Here is an 18,358-nt window from a genome sequence, read left to right on the forward strand (position 1 = left end):
TTTTATTGTTTTTTTTGTTAAAATCTAAACGTAGCTCCAATTTGGTATCTTGTACCATCAATACGGAATTCTGTTGCTCCTGTACTGTTGTATACTTGTCTATTAAAAATATTATAAACACCTAAGTTAAACTGAAAGTTTTTGGTAAAGCGATAAACTCCTCCTAAATCAAATAACGAATAGTCTGATATAGTTGTTGTAGCTGCATTACCTCTTGATATTCCCGGAAGTGACTTACTTCTAAAATTATATCTAGACCATAAGTCTAATTCTTTTATTACTTTCCATTCTAAAATAGCATTTGCCATATGTTTAGGTAAACGAGATAAAGATTTACCTTTTAAGTTACCTGTTCTTACTTCAGATTCTGTAAAAGTATAATTAGTTTTTAAATTGATATCATTAGATAATCTAATAGCAAGATTACTTTCTAAACCTCTAATTACTGATTTATCAACATTTGTTTGTCTAGAAACAAAAAGATAGTCAACGCCATTATATTGACAGTTGTCACAAACTCTTACTTCTGTAATTTTATCATCAAAATTTGTATGATAACCTGTGATACTCGCACTTATAACTTTTTTGTTGTCCTCAAACATTATAGTTAACTCTTGATTGAAACTTTTTTCAGGTTTTAAATTTGAATCTCCAAGTATTACACCAGGAATAGGAGCATTGGCACCTCCTGTTATAGACCCCCAATTGTCTGTTGATTGCCTTAATGATGGAGCTTTATATCCACTAGCTACACCTCCTTTTAAGGTAAAATTATTATTAATAGAATATATTAAATATCCTCTAGGTGCTATATGAGAACCATAATTTTCGTTATTATCATATCGTATACCAGTAACAAAGTTCAATTTTTTTAATATTTTCCAATTCATTTCAGCAAATAAAGCCCATTGGTAACGTTTAATTTCATTTAGTATGATACCATTATTTTCGAATTGATTTTCTGGATCATTTAATTTTTCATTTCTAAACTCACCACCAAAAGAAAGAACATGTTTATTAAAATCATAGGTATTAATAGAATTCAGAATTGTTGTTTTATATTTCATTCCACGAGAGAAGTTATCACTTTTGTCATGCTGTAAAGTATTATTTAATCTTAATCTCCCATATTTTCCTTGATGACCTAATGCATAGTTTATACGATCATAATTATCAAAACTAGTTGAACTACGTCCTCCAGCTGCGAGTGATTTTCCTATTCTTGAATATCTTTCTTGTCTATTGTAATTAAAATCAGCAGTAATAGTATTATTTTCGTTAGGGTTATAGCTTAACTGCCCACCAATACTTTTAATTGCTCTTTCTGGAAAACCACCAACAATTTTATCTTCATCACGATGAGAGTATAATCCGTTTATTTTTAGACCTAATATATTTTTTATTAATGAACCAGAAGCATTAGCATTAACTTGATAAGTATTTCCTGCATCAGAATTAGTTGTTATCATAGCGTCTGTAGCCAATGAACCTCTCCATTCTATATCAGAAGTTTTTTTGGTAATTATATTTATTACACCTCCCATTGCATCAGAACCATATAATGTAGACATAGGACCTTTTACGACTTCTATTCTTTCGATAGCTTCTATAGGAGGCATCAGACCTTGTTCTAGTCCTGGTCCATCAGAATTTGGACGAATTGCTCTTGTATTTGCTCTCTTACCATCAATTAAGATTAGTGTATAGCCAGCATCAGCTCCTCTAATAGATATATCACTAGATCCGCCTCCTCCGGTGATGAATACGCCAGGAATATCTTGCAGTACATCTGTAATATCACGATAAGCTCTTTTCTTTATTTCAGATTGTGGAATAACAGAGATAGTAGCAGGAGCATCTTTTACATTTTGACGATAACCACTTCCTGTGACTACAACTTCATCAATTTCTATTTTTGCAATGGAATCATTTTTTTCTTGAGCATAAACAAAAGATAATGCCATTGTTGTTATTGTAGACAAGAAAATTTTATTTTTCAACATGTGTTAATTTTATTTAGAATTAATTAAAATAAATTTATTTTGTAAAACTAGATGCTAAAAAAAATACTATAAAGATGAATAAAGGAAAATTTTCGATGAATTAAGAAATGAATAGATAATTAGTATAAAAAATAAAAATTTGAATGAATATTGTATCTTTACCTTATGATAAAGGCAGAAAATATTGTAAAAAAATTTGATGATTTGGAAGTGTTAAAAAACGTATCACTTACCATTTCAGAAAAAGAAATTGTTTCTATTGTAGGAGCTTCTGGAGCAGGTAAAACTACATTACTTCAGATTTTGGGAACTTTAGAAAAAAGTACAGAGCCAAAAAGATATAATACAACAATTAATATTGCTGGACAGGACATAACAAAGATGAAAGATGCTGAATTGTCTAAATTTAGAAATGAAAATATAGGTTTTATTTTTCAGTTTCACCAATTATTACCAGAGTTTAATGCGTTAGAAAATATTTGTATTCCTGCTTTTATAAAGAAAACAAAAAAGTCTGAGGCTGAAAATAGAGCAAAGGAATTGATGTCATATTTAGGACTTTCTAATCGATTGACTCATAAACCAAATCAGCTTTCTGGAGGTGAACAACAACGCGTGGCTGTTGCACGAGCTTTAATAAATCAACCAAAAATTGTTTTTGCTGATGAACCTTCTGGGAATTTAGATTCTAAAAATGCTGAAGAATTACATGAATTGTTTTTCAAACTAAGAGATGAATTTGGACAAACTTTTGTCATTGTGACACACAATGAGGAATTGGCAAATATGACTGATAGAAAATTGGTAATGGCCGATGGGTTATTTCAAACAGAAATGTAATGAATAAACAGGAGTTAAAATCATTTTTAGATGAAAAGTATTTGCAATATAATACAACAGATTTTATAGATTCTGACCCAATACAGATTCCGCATCGTTATTCTTTGAAAGAAGATATAGAAATTTCTGCTTTTTTAGTTTCTACTATCGCTTGGGGAAATAGAAAAATGATTATCAATAATTCAAATAAAATGATGAAATTATTGGGAGATTCACCCTATGATTTTATTCGAAGTTTTAATGATAATGATTTGGATAAATTGGATGGTTTTGTGCATAGAACATTTAATAGTGATGATTTGAAACTTTTTGTAAAATCACTAAGAAATATTTACGAAAATCATAATGGTTTAGAAAGTATTTTTAATAAAAATCAAACAAAGGATTCTATGCAAGGTTCTATTTCGGCATTTAAACAAGTTTTTTTTGAAGTTGAACATTTGGATAGAACAAAGAAACATGTTTCGGATCCTCTTAATAATTCAGCAGCAAAACGTATCAACATGTTTTTACGATGGATGGTTAGAAATGATAAGCAAGGAGTAGATTTTGGGATTTGGAAATCTATACCAACATCAATACTTTCTTGTCCTTTGGATGTGCATTCAGGAAATGTAGCTCGTAAATTAGGAATTCTTACTAGAAAACAGAATGATGCAAAAGCATTACTAGAACTAGATACTCAATTAAGAAAAATGGATGCTAATGATCCTGTTAAATACGATTTTGCTCTTTTTGGGTTAGGAGTTTTTGAAGGGTTTTAATCTATTGTTTTGTTATTTAAAAATTTACGTGGAGTATAACCATAATATTTTTTAAATGTATTGATGAAATGAGATGGATTTCTATAGCCTAATATAAAAGAAGTCTCATTTACAGATTTTTTATTTTCGAGAATAATTAATGACATTTTCATTTTTAAGCTTATTTCATAATTATGTATACTTTTTCCAACAAACTCTTTAAATCCTTTTTTTAATTTGAATTCATTTAGAAATACAATTTTAGATAGTTCTTTTATACTTGTTATTTTATTGTAATTTTTATCAAGATATTCTTTAGCTTGTAAAATTTTTTGTCGATCGCTATTATGTATGTCATTACTTTCTAATGACGAGAAGTGTAGTAATAAAAGTAATTCTTTAAATTTATTCTGAAGGTAAAAATGTTCATTTTTACCTTTATATGTGTTTTCTTGTATTTCATAGATAATTTTGAGTAAATTAAATTGTAATGGGATTACTATTGTGCCAAAATTAACTGATAATCCATTTTTTACATTTTCATATAAGAAATCTTTATCTTTAAAATATTCATTTTTTATTAATGCTAAAAAGTATTCTTTTGAAAAGAAAAATCTAATATAACTAAATGAAGCATTAGGTTTTAAAAATACAGTAGTTTCTTTTCTTTCTCTATAAACAATTTGTAATATTCCTTCTGGAATACTCTTTAATAATGATTCAAGTTTTATTTGAGAACCACTTGTTACAGCAATAGATATTTGAATATGCTCTTTATCTATACTATAAAATTCATGAATTGGTTTTAGGATTTCATAGTTATTATAAATAATACAAAATCCACTACTATAATGTACTAAAGATTTTCCTTTAATAAATTCGTTACTTATGTTTATTTTCTTTTTTTGAATTTCAGAGTTTATATCAAGAGAAGAATTTATTTTTCTATCAATAATTATCTCATTTGCTTCACTCAGTTTATACTTTACATTCATAATCTTGATTATGCTATTATTAATCCAGAATTTACAATTTCTAGCTTTTTATTTGACTTAGTTTTGTTGCGAAATTATGTTAAACAAGTCTAAATAAAAATAGATAATGAATATAAAATTACTCTTTTTGAGCTTGATACTGTTGCCATTTTGGGGATTGGCACAAGGAACAAGTCAAATTTACGGAATTGTTTCTACAAATGAAAATTCTTTAGAAGGGGCAGTTGTATTTACATCTGATAATAAAGAAAATTTATCAAAAACAGATGAAAAAGGTTTTTATCACTTAAAATTAAATGATGGTAAATACAAATTAGTATTCAAAGCAAAAGGATATCAGGATAAACAAATTATTGTAAATGTAAAAAAAGGAGAGTCTAAAAGGCTTAATGTAAAATTAGAATCAGAATCATATAATTTAGATGAAGTAATAGTAAATAGAAAATCTGCAATACAACAAATTAAAGAATCTCCATTTAATGTTGTAGCTCTTGATGCAAAAGCTGCCTATAATTCTACACAAGATTTAGCACAATTACTTGATAAGGCCTCAGGAGTTAAAGTTAGAGAAAGTGGAGGTGTAGGATCAGATATGTCTATTTCATTAAATGGTTTTACAGGAAATCATGTGAAATTATTTATGGATGGTGTACCAATGCAAGGTTTTGGTTCCGCATTTCAATTAAATAATATTCCTGTAGGTATTGCTGATCGAATAGAAGTTTACAAAGGAGTTGTTCCTATTGAATTTGGAACAGATGCCTTAGGAGGAGTTATTAATATTGTAACGAATCAGAATAGAAATACATCCGTTGATGCTTCTTATGCCTATGGCTCATTTAATACACATAAGACAAATATTAGTTTTAATCATACAACGAAATCAGGATTTACTATTAGAGCAAATGCAAATCAGGCATATTCTGATAATGATTATAAGGTGAAAACAACAGTTTTAAATTTACAAACAGGGAATCGTCCAGATGAATTGCATTGGGTAAAAAGGTTTAATGATGCTTACCATAATGAAGCAATTAGTTTAAAAACAGGATTTGTTAAAAAATCATGGGCAGATCAGTTATTATTTGGTTTTACATATGGACAAGATTATAAAGAGATTCAACATACTAATTTAATGAGTATTGTTTTCGGAGAAAAAAATACAAAATCAACATCTTATTTATATTCAATTTCCTATGAAAAAAAGAATTTATTTACCAAAGGACTTAATTTAAGATTCAATGCAAATTATAATGAAACAGAAGGTAGAAATTATGATACAATAAATAGACAGTATAATTGGTATGGCGAGTATATAACATCTAATACAAAGGGAGAATATGGTCAAAATACTTTAGCAAAGTATCAAAATAAAAATCTTTCTAGTAGTTTAAATATAGGTTATCAAATTAATAAATATCACTCAATAAGTATTAATGACTTAATCTCCACTTATAAAAGAAAAAATGATGATGCAGCAGCTGTAGCTGAACCAGGAACTGTTTTAGATACAGTAAAAAGAACGAATTTAAAAAATGTTTTAGGAATATCTTATCGTTATCAACCAAATAAAAAATGGATATCAAACCTTTTTTTGAAACAGTATAATGTTCATGTTACTGGACCTGTAAATATCTCAACCCAAACAAACAGGGAAACTTTAGAAAGGCAAAATCGTTCTTTTAGTACAACAGGTTATGGTTTTGCAACTACATATAATTTTGAGGATTTACAGTTCAAAGCTTCTATTGAAAAGGCTTATAGATTGCCAACTGATCAAGAATTATTTGGAGATGAGGTATTAGAATCAGGAAATGTGACACTGCAAGCAGAAGAGTCTTTAAATTATAACTTAGGTGCTATTTGGAATAAATCATTTAATGAAAATAGTTCTGTATATATAGACGTTAATGGTTACTATAGGGATACAAAGAATTTTATTCGTAGAGTAATTGATGCTAGATATGGTTCTGGGGGAAGTGTAAATTTTGGTAAAGTAACGAATATAGGAATTGATGCTGAGATAAGATATTATTATAAGAATAACTTTACTATTGGAGGTAATGTAACTTATCAAAATTTAAGAAATAAAGAAAAATACGAAAAAGTAAATACAACTCAACCATCTGCAACATACAATGATCGTATGCCTAATATTCCTTATTTCTTTGGGAATGCAGATGCAGCATATTACTTCCATGACTTGTGGAAAAAAGGAAACACACTTTCTATTGGTTATACTTTTAACTATGTAGGAGAATTCTATCAACAATTTGAAAGTTTAGGTTATGCTGGTTCAAAAAATAAATTACCAGAACAAATGTGGAATGATGCAAGTGTAACATATTCATTACAAAATGGTCGATATAATTTCACTTTTGAGGCTAAAAATATAAATAACGCTTTGTTATTTGACAATTTCAGTTTACAGAAGCCAGGTAGAAGTTTCTTTATGAAATTTAGATACTTTTTTAATCGTAGAAAATAATTTAATCATAATAATTAACAATAATCAAAATGAAAAAATCTTTAATATCTCTAAAAGTTTCTGCAATTGCAGCAATATTATTTTTAAGTTTTATAAATATAAGTTGTAGTAGTGATGATAACTCTAATATTGAAACAGAAACACCAACAACTGAAAGTGATAAAAAGTTTTTTATTGCAGCAACGCAAGATGGGGCAACATATTTTTTAACAGCAGATGATTTAGAATCTGGTTCTACTACAATAAAAGGAACAGGAATAGAAGTAGTAAATAGTTTTACTCATTTAGTAAGTGGAACAAATAATGCAATTACGGCTCTTGCATATAGACAAGGAAATCCTGGTATAGGAATTTCATTTAAATTGGATGATAGTCATAATTTAACGAAATTATCTAATGAATTTCAATTAACAAGTGGATATAATACTGTAGGTATTTTTCAGAACTCCATAGTTGCTGGTCGTACGGCAACACTTTCTAGTGGAAATCAAGGTGCAGCTTTCTATTTTGTTGATCAAACATCAGGAGTTGTTTCTTCAAAAGAGTTTGAATCTACTCAACAATTAGGAAATGGAACTGTAACTCCAACTTTTGCTGGAATTGTAGATAGAGGAAATGGAGAATGGTTATCTGCCTATACGAAAGAAGCTGAAAATGTGGATAGTGTTTGGGTTGCATCATTTGATGCTAATTTTAGTTTGAAAAGAGTTTATAAGGACAACCGCATAAGTTATTCAACTGGACGATGGAGGTCAGCTCGATATTCTCAAATGGCAAATGATGATAAAGGAAATACTTATGTGTTTTCAGGATCATATGAAACGTCGACAACAAAACCTGCAGGAGCATTGCGTATAAATAAAGATGCTGCATCGTTTGATAATAGTTATTATTTTAATATTGAAGAAAAGTCAGGAGGATATAGATTTCGTAAAGTTTGGCATGCGGGAGGAGATTATTTCTTGTTAGAGTTTTATAATGATGTTGAGTATGGTAATATGACAACAGCAACACAGTATGCAATAGTTAATGCAGCGAATAAAACATTCCAATGGATAAAAACTGGTTTCCCTTCAAAAGAGAATATTACAGAAACAGGTTGGCCAATAGCATACAATGGAAAAGTTTATTTCCCTGTTACAACTACAAATGCAAGCCCAACAGTTTATGTTATAGACCCAACTACAGCAACTGCAAAAGCTGGACTTGTTATAGAAGCAGGAGGAGTATTAGGATTAGGAGTATTTGAATATTAATTAAATTATGAAAAAAATAATCTTAGCAATAGCATTTGTATTTAGTGTTATTAATATTAATGCCCAACATAAAATTTTAGATAAGAATTTTTGGGCAACAAAGCCTAATTTAGAAGAAGTAAAAAGAGAAATAAAAGGATTTGATTTTAAAACTATTCAAGGTTCTGATGATCCATTATTTTTAGCTATTAGTAATGATGCAAATATTAATGTGATTAAGTTTTTAGCAGATCAACCAGATGTAAATTTTGCTAGAACAATACATGAAGGAAGAATTTATCTTCATAGTACAGTTACAAAAAATAATTTATCTGCAACCCAATATCTTATTGATAAAGGATCAGATATTAATTTTATAGATGCTAATGGACATACGCCGGTTACTTTTGGAGGATTTAATGGTTCATTATCTCCTGAAATGATAGATTTATTGTATAAAAATGGATTGGATCTGAATAAAAAGTATGAAAATAAAGAAGGAGCTAATATATTATTATTATCTATAGGTTATGATAAAGATTTACGTATAACAAATTATTTAACATCAAAAGGTATATCAATACAGAGTGTTGATAGCTTTGGACACAATGTAATTTATCATGCTGCAAAAATAGGAAATGTAGACATTATAAAATATTTAATATCAAAAGGAGTAAATCCTCAACCAGAAGCACTAATTGCAGCAGCACAAGGAACTTATAGAAGTGCTAATAAAATTGATATTTATAAATATTTAATTGATGAATTAAAGTTAAATCCTAAAATTGTAGATGAAAAAGGACAAAATTTATTACATCTTGTTACAAAAAAGCAAAATCAAGATGAAGTAGTTCAATATTTAATTTCAAAAGGAGTTGATGCTAAACTTATAGATAAAGATGGAAATTCACCTTTTATGAATTCTACAAATGGAAGAAGTCTAGTAGTTGTAGAACTATTATATCCTTTTAATAAAAACATTAATAAGGTTAATAAGGATGGAAATTCACCAATTAATAATGCTGTTAAAAATTCAACAGGAGAAATTGTAGAATTTTTAATTAAGAATGGTGCTGATGTTAATTTAAAAGATAAAGAAAATAAAAGTCTAGCATATGTATTAATAGAATCTTTTCGTGAACCAAGAAATTTTGGAAGATTACCTCAAAAAGAACAAAAAGATGATTTTAAATTAAAATTAGAAGCTCTACAAAAAAATGGAATTGATTTCTCTAAATCATTTTATGATGGTAATACAATTTATCACCTAGCTGTTGAAAAAAATAGTCTTGATTTATTGAAAAAATTAAAAGGTATAAATGTAGATATTAATGCTAAAAATAATGAAGGGTTTACAGCTTTACAAAAAGCTGCATTGATTGCTAAGAATGATGAAATAATGAAATATTTAATTTCATTGGGAGCAAGTAAAGAATTTAGAACAGATCTTGATGAAACAGCTTATGATCTTGCTAAGGATAATGAAGAATTATCTAAAAATAAAATTTCAATAGAGTTTTTAAAATAAAGTTTTATGAAATTATTAATAAATAAACTCATATTAATTTCTTTTTGTTTACTGTCATTATTTTCTTTTGCTCAAATAAATAAATACAAATGTTTAATGCAAATAACAAACTATCAAGGTGAAGCTGCTTATGTTGTTGTTTCATTAATTAATCCAAAAGGAAATTATGAAAAGACACTTCATATTTTTGGTTCGGATAAAAAATGGTACAATACTTTAAAAAATTGGGATAAAGCTATAAAATCACAAAAAAATAATTTTAATGGAATTACAGGAGCTTCTATTTCTGGTGGTAAGAGAACTCTTATAACTATTTCTTTAGATGATTCTTTATTAAATAAAGGATATAAAATAAGGTTTGAATCTGCAGTAGAAAATAAAAATTATTATTCTTCAGAAGTTGAAATTCCTTTGAATGTTCCTGAAATGACAGAAAGAATAGAAGGTAAAGGTTATATAAGATTTGTGAAATTGAGTAAATTTTAAATAAATATATTTTGAAGTATTACAGTAGTAGATGATTATTTTATTTACTACTGTTTTTATTTTATATACAAATCTGATTAAAAATAATATTAATTAATATTTTTGATAAAAATATAAAATGAAAGAATTAGAAGGAATAAAATATATAGAAAGAAAGCCAGAAGTAAAAACAGAGAATAATCCATTAATAGTTTTGATTCATGGTTATGGTAGCCACGAAGAAGATTTATTTTCTTTTGCTGATGATTTACCAAAAAATGCTCATGTAGTAAGTGTACGTGGAGTTAATGATATTCCGTACGGAGGATATGCTTGGTATGATATTAGTTTTATGAATAATGAAAAGTGGATGGATGAAGAGCAAGCAGTTAAATCTAAAAATAAGTTATTAAGATTTATAGATGAAATACTTGTTCAAGAAAACTTAGATTCAAATCATGTAACATTAATGGGGTTTAGTCAAGGAGCTATTTTAAGTTATGCAATTGCATTAAATCATCCTGAAAAAATAAAAAATGTAGCAATTCTTAGTGGATATCCAGAACATAAAATTATAGGAGATATTGATAGATCTAAAGATTTTTCATATTTAAACTTCTTCATTTCTCATGGAACAGAAGATGTTGTTTTACCAATAGATTTAGGTAGAAAAGGAGAGGAATTGATAAAACTTCTAGGAATACACTTTGAATATCATGAATATCAAAGTGGTCATGGTATTATTCCACAAAATTATTTTGATTTAATGAAGTGGATTAATCAATAATTAAATGAATTTAACTTCTATGGCGTCTCCATGATATTCTTTAAAAGAGGCGTCATAGAATTCGATATTTGTATATCTATATAATAATTCAGTAATTTCTTTTTTCAGAATACCTTTTCCATATCCATGGATAATAATTAGTCTTATTTGGCTTTCGAACATTGCACGTTCAACTTCATTTCTTGCAACATCCACTTGTGTTTGTATAATTTCTGCATTGTCTAAATCTCGCCAATTATCGACTAAATTTTCTATATGCAAATCGATTTCTCTCGTTAAATAAGGATGACGATGAGACTTTCTAAAAGTCTTGAATTTAGGTTTAGAAAATTCTTTTATTTCTTCATCACGATATTCTTCGTAGTCAATATCAATATCTTTAATGATTTCGTTTGCGTTATATTCATATTCAAAACCAAATTCATCATAAAAGTAAATATTATCTCCTTTTATTTTAGAAATAATTCCAGAGATATTATCATCAATAACTTTTACTTTAGTTCCTATTTTAAACACAATTTAAATTTTTACAAAATTAATAATTTTTCAAGAGTTTTTTCTTTTATTATTAAATAGTATTTAAACTGATATTTGTATTTTTGTTAATTAAAACTAACTAAATCAGATTATAAATCTAAATGATCAACTATCTAAAACTTATGAGAGTTCACCAATGGGTGAAAAATATGTTTGTATTTCTTCCTTTATTTTTTTCAGGGAAATTATTTGAATTTAATTTATTAAAACAATCTTTTATAGGGTTTTTAATTTTTTCTTTTATAGCAAGTAGTATCTATATTATTAATGATTACGTTGATATAGAAAAAGATAAAAAACATCCAGAAAAAAGGAATAGACCTTTAGCAAGTGGTATAATCCCCAAAAATAATGCTTTAATATTATTTACACTTTTACTTATAATTAGTATTATTTTATGCTTTTTTCTTGCCACGATAAAAGTAGGAATGCTTGTTGCAATCTATTTTTTTATGAATATAGCTTATTCTTTCAAATTAAAACAAATAGCAATTTTAGATGTAATGATTATTGCATTTGGTTTTCTATTAAGAGTATTAGTAGGAGGTTATATGACTGGTATTATTATAACAGATTGGACAATATTATTAGTCTTTGATTTAGCATTAATATTAGCATTAGGTAAAAGGAGAGGAGAATTAGCAAATGCAGAATTAGAAGGAGTAACAAGAAAATCTCTTGATGGTTATAATTTAAATTTTCTTAACTCAGCTTTATCAGTTACTTGTACAGTAGCTGTTATGTGCTATTTAATGTTTATTTTATCACCAGAAACACAATCAAAATTTCATCATTATATAATATATACATTTATTTTTGTTTTTACTGCTGTACTTCGTTATATGCAACAAACGTTTGTTTATATGAGAACTGAATCACCAACAAAATTAATTTTTAAAGATGTTTTTTTACAAATTTTAATATTTTTTTGGGGAATAAGTTATGTATTACTAATCTACTATAAATAATGAATAATAAAAAACTTACATCGGTAGCTAATTGGGGATTGTATCCTACAATAAAAGCAAATGTAATATCACCAACAACATTATTAGAGTTTCAAGAGGCAGTTTTGTCAAACAAAGATATAATTGCGAGAGGAAATGGTCGTTGTTATGGTGATGCATCTTTACAAAATACAATTATATCAACATCAAAATGGAATAAGTTTATTGCTTTTGATAGAGAAAATGGAATAATAGAAGTAGAATCTGGAGTTCGTTTAGATGAGGTGATTGAAGTTTCTGTTCCTGAAGGTTTTTTTATATCAGTAACACCAGGAACTAAATTTATAACAGTAGGAGGTGCAATTTCATCAGATGTACATGGTAAAAATCATCATGTTGATGGATGTTTTTCTGATCATGTTATTCATTTTGACTTAATGATTGAAGATGGATCAATCATTCGCTGTTCTAGAAATGAGAATGAAAATTTGTTTTGGTCAACAATAGGAGGAATGGGGTTAACAGGAATTATTCTTTCTGCCAAATTTATTCTTAAAAAAATTGAAACATCATATATAAGAAATGAAGCAATTCAAGCAAAAAATCTTGATGAGATTTTTGAGCTGTTTGAGTCTTCAGAATCTTGGACATATAATGTAGCTTGGTTAGATTGTTTGCAAAAAGGGAATAGCCTAGGTAAGTCAATTATGTTACGAGGAGAACATGCAACAATCAATGAATTACCAGATAAATTTAAAAATAATCCGTTAAAAATTAAGAAAAAACTTAATTTAAACATTCCTTTTTTCTTTTCTGGTTTTGTTTTGAATTCATTATCTATTAAAATATTTAACTGGATATTCTTCAATAAACAAGGTAAAAAGCATCTTAAGAATTATGTTGATTACGAAACATTTTTTTATCCTTTAGATGCTGTTCATAATTGGAATAGAATTTATGGTAAAAATGGATTTATTCAATACCAATTTGTAATTCCTAAAGAAAAAGGAAAAGAAGGAATGAGAAAAATTCTAGAAACAATTGCAAAAAGTGGAAATGGATCTTTTTTAGTTGTTCTAAAATTATTTGGAGATAATAATGCACAAGCATACAATTCTTTTCCAATGAAAGGTTATACTTTGGCTTTAGATTTTAAAGTGAATAGCGGATTAGAGAAATTAGTGAAAGATTTAGATAAAATTGTAATGGAATTTGGAGGACATATTTATAGAACTAAAGATGCAATGTCTAATCCAGCATTAACTAATTATTTAAAAAATGTTGATTCAGATAAATTTGAATCAATGCAAAGTGAACGTATCAATAGATTAAAATAAAAAATGATAGTATTAGGATCAAATTCAGATGTAGCAGTTGCCTTTGTAGAAAAAATATTAAGTGAAGGAGAGAAATTTCCTATTGTTTATTTATTTACATCTAATGTAGTTAAGACAGAAAAGTTAGCACAACATTATTATGCTAAATTTGAACAAAAATGTGTAGTAATAGATTTTGATTTAACAAAAGAAAATGATTTTTCTAAGTTAAATACTATAGATTCAGATTTATTATTTTGTGCTGCTGGTTATTTAGGAAAAAACACAGAAGAAGGTTTATATGATGACTGGAATACAAAAAAAATAGTCGAAGTAAATTATTCAAAATTGATTGTATTAATTAATCATTTTGCTAAAAAATTCGAAGAAAGAGGTTCAGGAACAATTATAGGATTATCATCTGTTGCAGGAGAAAGGGGTAGACAAAGTAATTTTATCTATGGATCTGCAAAAGCAGGTTTTACAGCATATTTAGAAGGACTTAGAAATTATTTATTTCATAAAAATATCCATGTAATGACTGTCATTCCTGGTTTTATGGATACACAAATGACAGCTGATATAGAAACTCCTAAGCCATTAACTGCAAATCCTTCGAAGGCTGCTACAATTATTTATAAAACTTACAAGAAGAAAAGAAATATAGTTTATGTAACATTCTTGTGGTGGGGTATTATGATGATTATTCGTAATATACCTGAATTTATCTTTAAAAAATTAAAAATGTAATGAATCGAAAATTATATCTATTTGATTTTGATGGAACATTAACTAAAAAAGATACATTATTTGATTTTTTGAGTTATTCGTTTCCAAAAGAATATTCATACAATTATTTTTTATTTACTCCTTTATTTGTTTTAGCTAAACTAAAAATTTTAAATAAAGGCAAAGTGAAAGAAAAATTCATATCTAAATTTTTAAAAGGATTTTCAAAAACTGCTATTGATAAATTATCAAATAACTATTTTATTAATAATCATCAATCTTTAATTTATCCTAAAGCGGATCAATTTATAAAGTCAATTAATAATTATAACGATAAATTTATAGTATCTGCTTCTCTTGATTTTTGGTTACAACCGTTTGCAGATTATTATGATATGGGTTTGATTTGTACTATTGCAGATTTTGACCAAAAAGGTAACTTTACTGGTAAATTTTTATCAGCAAACTGTAATTATCTGGAAAAGAAAAATAGAATAGAAAAAGAAATAGATTTATCACTTTATGATGAAGTTATCGCTTACGGAGATACTAAAGGAGATGAATCTATGTTCTCTATTACGAGTAAAAATTTTTATAGGTATTTTTCTTAATATTAATTAATTAAAAACGCTTGTTGTGATTTTTATTTCGTAAATTAAATGATATATAACCAAACTCATTTTTTTATGAAATTAAAATTACTTTTATTACTTTTTTGTGTTAAAACAACAATGTTTGTTTTTGCACAATCACAAAATTCTGAACCTACTTTTATTGAGAATCTTAATCAGGTTTCAAAAGAAGACTTAACAGCTCCTAATAGCTATATTTATGATGTTGATTTAGCTAAAAATAATAATTATGGAGGACTTTATATTCCTGTTAAAAAAGCCTATGATGTATGGGCAGATACGTCAGGTTTTTTAAATAAAACAATTCCAAATGGAAAGCAATCTGTATCAGTTGTTTGGCAAACGAAACTTGAATTAATAAATTCCTTATCAATTGAAGGTGAAGGGATAGATGCAAAATTAAAAGTTGGAGTAAATCCTTCTAAAGGAAAAGGGAGTGCTCTTATAGCTTTACATGTAGGAGATAACGGAGATAATAATGACCCTATTTATTGGAGTTGGCTTGTATGGATTACTGATGATCCTACAATTAATGCAGTTACTTATGTTAATAATGCCGACAGTAGAATGGTCAACACTTTTATGAATCGTAATCTAGGTGCTATTGCAAATAATTTTATGGGTAACGACTGGAATAAAGCTGCTGGATTAATGTTTCAGTGGGGTAGAAAGGATCCATTTCCTAGAATGCGATATGCAGACGAAACTCTTTTAACTTATTACACATCTGATAATGAAGTGATTAATAATTATAATTTTCAAGAAAAGATTGTAAAAACAAGAGCTTATGATTTGATTTCTGATAATATAAAATACTCTGTGCAAAATCCATTGTATTTTATTAACAGTACAGAATATGCTGGGGCATGGTTTGCTTCTGATGCTAATAATAAAAAAGAAGTTAATAGTCAGGGTTATGCAACTCAAAATTACGATTTATGGGGAGATAATAATGAAGGATTTACGTCTCCAACTTCTTTTGAACAGAAAGAAAAATCTGCATATGATCCATGTCCTGCAGGTTGGAGGGTTCCTTCATTTGCTCATGCAAATTCTACAAAACCAAATTATTCTCCATGGGGTTCTGGATATAATTATATAGAAAATGAAGATCCAAATGTAACAATTAATGAATCAAGTAATCGTTATCCAAATGCTAAGTTTTATCCAAGAATGGGAGTTGAATTTAAAAATGGTTCTGATAATTATAATTTAGGGACTTATTCATTAACAGGAGGGTATAAAAAGCACAATGATGATATTTTTTATCAAGATAATTATGCTGAATTAAATCTTTGGTCAGCAACATTACAAGGTAATGTGCAAGGGAGAAATTTTCATATAATAAATGATCCTGATCAAAAAAATAATCCATACCTTATAAATACCGCTCAAGAAAGTCCTACAATTTCAGGATTTGCGTTAAGATGTGCTAAAGACACAGGTACTAAAACAGTTTATAATACAGATTTTTTTTATTCAAATATTAATAACTATGAAGAAGGTTTAAATAATCCTAATTCATATATATTATATGATAATAGAGAAGTTTCTATTCCTGTGAATAAAGCATATGCTGTTTATAATCAAATTCTTACTGAACAACAAATGATTCCTAGTGGTAAACAAACCGCGAATGTATATTGGACAACAAATAGTAACCTTATAAAATCTTTAGAGGTTACTGGAAATAGTAATACTGATAAAATAAATTTGAAATTAAATGATAATCAGTATGGTAATGCTATTGTATCACTACATATAGGAGATAAAGGAAATTCAAATGATCCTATATATTGGAGTTGGCATATTTGGGTTCCAAAATCTAATCCTGAAGAGAATACAATTACATATAATTCTGATAAATCAACAAAATCTAATTTTAGAGCTTATAAAACTAAATTAGGTTTTCCTCCAATGAAAACAGAATTTATGAATAGGGTTTTAGGTGCTGTTGAAACCTATGAGCCTAATCAAGTAAATGATATATCAACTGAAACTTATGGAATGTTATATCAATGGGGAAGAAAAGATGCTTTACCAGGTTTTTATAATGTTTCTTGGGAAGCTCAATATCCTATTTATGTAGGTAAGAATTCTGGTAATAATACTATTAGTTATTCAAAAATTGCTGATAATAATGCGTATGTAAATTTAGGATATCAAAAACCTAATCTTCAAAACAATTTTTCTAAAAATGAAATGTTAACATACTCGATAAAAAATCCACTTGATTATTTATATAATACAAATTCAGGATCTGCAGACTGGCTTTCTAATATAAAATTAAATGATAATAGGTGGTCACATGCTGCTGTTAAATCTGTATATGATCCTTGTCCAGAAGGGTGGAGAGTCCCTGATTATGGATTTAAATATCCTATAGGTTCTCCATGGGGGAAAGCTGATTTAATATCAATTAATAGTGATTTATCTGTTGTTGCTTCCGAAAAATTATCTGATTATAAGGTAAATAAAATTTATGTGCGAGATGGTTACAAAATAGTAAAAGCTTTTGCTTTTTATGATCAATCATATAAAATAGGTTATTTACCTGCAACAGGAAGTAGAAGGTATATAGAAAGTAAAGGAGGAGCAAATATGTATGATTTCATATATGCAGCTAGTCTTTGGTCTGCAACTGTTACAAATGAGTATAGCGGATATGTTTTTGGAATAGATGCTTACGATGATTATTATAATATTAATAATACAATTAGTCCAAGTGTCGCAAGAAATGTTGTTTGTGCTAAAGATGTTCAAAGATTTACCAAAGATTATTTTGATTCAATAGATCAAGAGGATGGAGATGATGAACTTAAAATACCAGATGTGGATAAAAATAGTAATTCACTAAGTTTTTATCCAAATCCTATTAAAAATGTTTTAAACTCAAATATTGATATAAAAGGAGAAGTTAAAATATTTACTATTAATGGGAATAAAGTATTACAAGGTAAATTTGTAAATAAACAGCTAAATGTATCTCAATTAAAGACTGGAGTATATATACTTTCATTAGATACAGGAAAGTCTTATAAATTAATAAAAAAATAATTTTATAATGTATAGATGGATGGTCAGAATTATCTTTTTCTGACCATCTTTTTTTT

The 18,358-nt window shown here is 27.4% G+C and carries 15 protein-coding genes; 12 read left to right on the top strand and 3 right to left on the bottom strand.

Features of this window, described 5'->3' with window-relative positions; translation table 11 throughout:
• Nucleotides 1-17: 17 nt before the first annotated feature.
• Nucleotides 18-2,003, bottom strand: coding sequence for a TonB-dependent receptor domain-containing protein (locus RT575_RS11765; protein ID WP_313581064.1), 1,986 nt, complete (start codon nucleotides 2,001-2,003; stop codon nucleotides 18-20).
• 165 nt (nucleotides 2,004-2,168) lie between these two features.
• On the opposite strand from RT575_RS11765, the gene RT575_RS11770 reads away from it, so the two are divergent.
• Nucleotides 2,169-2,843, top strand: a complete 675-nt coding sequence (locus tag RT575_RS11770; RefSeq protein WP_313581065.1) for an ABC transporter ATP-binding protein — start codon at nucleotides 2,169-2,171, stop codon at nucleotides 2,841-2,843.
• Nucleotides 2,843-3,607 (top strand): TIGR02757 family protein, encoded by a 765-nt coding sequence (locus RT575_RS11775; protein WP_313581067.1) that lies wholly within the window; start codon nucleotides 2,843-2,845, stop codon nucleotides 3,605-3,607. Before RT575_RS11770 ends, RT575_RS11775 begins: the two co-directional genes overlap by 1 nt.
• On the opposite strand, the gene RT575_RS11780 is transcribed toward RT575_RS11775, so the two are convergent.
• Nucleotides 3,604-4,581 carry an AraC family transcriptional regulator gene (locus RT575_RS11780; RefSeq protein WP_313581069.1) on the bottom strand — a complete coding sequence of 326 codons (978 nt, stop codon included), beginning with the start codon at nucleotides 4,579-4,581 and terminating at the stop codon, nucleotides 3,604-3,606. The genes RT575_RS11775 and RT575_RS11780 overlap by 4 nt on opposite strands.
• 127 nt (nucleotides 4,582-4,708) lie before the next feature.
• Between RT575_RS11780 and RT575_RS11785 the strand changes: the two genes are divergently transcribed.
• From RT575_RS11785 to RT575_RS11805, 5 genes are all read left to right on the top strand, one after another.
• Nucleotides 4,709-7,069 carry a TonB-dependent receptor gene (locus RT575_RS11785; protein WP_313581071.1) on the top strand — a complete coding sequence of 787 codons (2,361 nt, stop codon included), beginning with the start codon at nucleotides 4,709-4,711 and terminating at the stop codon, nucleotides 7,067-7,069.
• Nucleotides 7,070-7,098: 29 nt separating this feature from the next.
• Nucleotides 7,099-8,325 carry a DUF4374 domain-containing protein gene (locus RT575_RS11790; protein ID WP_313581073.1) on the top strand — a complete coding sequence of 409 codons (1,227 nt, stop codon included), beginning with the start codon at nucleotides 7,099-7,101 and terminating at the stop codon, nucleotides 8,323-8,325.
• A gap of 7 nt (nucleotides 8,326-8,332) precedes the next feature.
• On the top strand, nucleotides 8,333-9,832 hold the full coding sequence (locus tag RT575_RS11795) for an ankyrin repeat domain-containing protein (RefSeq protein ID WP_313581075.1): 1,500 nt from the start codon (nucleotides 8,333-8,335) through the stop codon (nucleotides 9,830-9,832).
• 6 nt (nucleotides 9,833-9,838) lie between these two features.
• Nucleotides 9,839-10,318: a DUF2271 domain-containing protein gene (locus tag RT575_RS11800; protein WP_313581077.1), complete on the top strand. Its 480-nt coding sequence runs from the start codon at nucleotides 9,839-9,841 to the stop codon at nucleotides 10,316-10,318.
• A 118-nt stretch (nucleotides 10,319-10,436) separates the two neighbouring features.
• The gene (locus tag RT575_RS11805) at nucleotides 10,437-11,084 is read left to right on the top strand and encodes an alpha/beta fold hydrolase (protein WP_313581079.1); all 648 of its coding nucleotides are present in this window, start codon (nucleotides 10,437-10,439) and stop codon (nucleotides 11,082-11,084) included.
• Here RT575_RS11805 and RT575_RS11810 read toward each other — a convergent pair whose 3' ends face one another.
• A complete protein-coding gene (locus RT575_RS11810) occupies nucleotides 11,085-11,600 on the bottom strand; it encodes a hypothetical protein (protein WP_313581081.1) in 516 nt (171 codons plus the stop codon).
• 122 nt (nucleotides 11,601-11,722) lie between these two features.
• On the opposite strand from RT575_RS11810, the gene RT575_RS11815 reads away from it, so the two are divergent.
• The 5 genes from RT575_RS11815 to RT575_RS11835 all read left to right on the top strand — a co-directional run bounded on the left by RT575_RS11815 (nucleotide 11,723) and on the right by RT575_RS11835 (nucleotide 18,302).
• Nucleotides 11,723-12,589: a decaprenyl-phosphate phosphoribosyltransferase gene (locus RT575_RS11815; protein ID WP_313581083.1), complete on the top strand. Its 867-nt coding sequence runs from the start codon at nucleotides 11,723-11,725 to the stop codon at nucleotides 12,587-12,589.
• Entirely contained in the window at nucleotides 12,589-13,905 is a 1,317-nt protein-coding gene (locus RT575_RS11820) for an FAD-binding oxidoreductase (RefSeq protein ID WP_313581085.1), read from the top strand. The genes RT575_RS11815 and RT575_RS11820 overlap by 1 nt, the downstream gene beginning before the upstream one ends.
• A gap of 3 nt (nucleotides 13,906-13,908) precedes the next feature.
• Entirely contained in the window at nucleotides 13,909-14,634 is a 726-nt protein-coding gene (locus RT575_RS11825) for an SDR family NAD(P)-dependent oxidoreductase (protein ID WP_313581087.1), read from the top strand.
• On the top strand, nucleotides 14,634-15,224 hold the full coding sequence (locus RT575_RS11830; RefSeq protein ID WP_313581089.1) for an HAD-IB family phosphatase: 591 nt from the start codon (nucleotides 14,634-14,636) through the stop codon (nucleotides 15,222-15,224). The genes RT575_RS11825 and RT575_RS11830 overlap by 1 nt, the downstream gene beginning before the upstream one ends.
• A gap of 75 nt (nucleotides 15,225-15,299) precedes the next feature.
• Nucleotides 15,300-18,302 carry a T9SS type A sorting domain-containing protein gene (locus RT575_RS11835; protein WP_313581091.1) on the top strand — a complete coding sequence of 1,001 codons (3,003 nt, stop codon included), beginning with the start codon at nucleotides 15,300-15,302 and terminating at the stop codon, nucleotides 18,300-18,302.
• Nucleotides 18,303-18,358: the final 56 nt, after the last annotated feature.

The sequence above is a fragment of the Chishuiella sp. genome, from assembly GCF_032109125.1.
GTDB lineage: Bacteria > Bacteroidota > Bacteroidia > Flavobacteriales > Weeksellaceae > Empedobacter.

Coding starts and splice junctions, on each gene's coding strand:
- RT575_RS11800 (WP_313581077.1), top strand. CDS start 9,839: ATGAAATTATTAATAAATAAACTCATATTAATTTCTTTTTGTTTACTG.
- RT575_RS11830 (WP_313581089.1), top strand. CDS start 14,634: ATGAATCGAAAATTATATCTATTTGATTTTGATGGAACATTAACTAAA.
- RT575_RS11775 (WP_313581067.1), top strand. CDS start 2,843: ATGAATAAACAGGAGTTAAAATCATTTTTAGATGAAAAGTATTTGCAA.
- RT575_RS11765 (WP_313581064.1), bottom strand. CDS start 2,003: ATGTTGAAAAATAAAATTTTCTTGTCTACAATAACAACAATGGCATTA.
- RT575_RS11780 (WP_313581069.1), bottom strand. CDS start 4,581: ATGAATGTAAAGTATAAACTGAGTGAAGCAAATGAGATAATTATTGAT.
- RT575_RS11820 (WP_313581085.1), top strand. CDS start 12,589: ATGAATAATAAAAAACTTACATCGGTAGCTAATTGGGGATTGTATCCT.
- RT575_RS11790 (WP_313581073.1), top strand. CDS start 7,099: ATGAAAAAATCTTTAATATCTCTAAAAGTTTCTGCAATTGCAGCAATA.
- RT575_RS11815 (WP_313581083.1), top strand. CDS start 11,723: ATGATCAACTATCTAAAACTTATGAGAGTTCACCAATGGGTGAAAAAT.
- RT575_RS11835 (WP_313581091.1), top strand. CDS start 15,300: ATGAAATTAAAATTACTTTTATTACTTTTTTGTGTTAAAACAACAATG.
- RT575_RS11795 (WP_313581075.1), top strand. CDS start 8,333: ATGAAAAAAATAATCTTAGCAATAGCATTTGTATTTAGTGTTATTAAT.
- RT575_RS11825 (WP_313581087.1), top strand. CDS start 13,909: ATGATAGTATTAGGATCAAATTCAGATGTAGCAGTTGCCTTTGTAGAA.
- RT575_RS11770 (WP_313581065.1), top strand. CDS start 2,169: ATGATAAAGGCAGAAAATATTGTAAAAAAATTTGATGATTTGGAAGTG.
- RT575_RS11805 (WP_313581079.1), top strand. CDS start 10,437: ATGAAAGAATTAGAAGGAATAAAATATATAGAAAGAAAGCCAGAAGTA.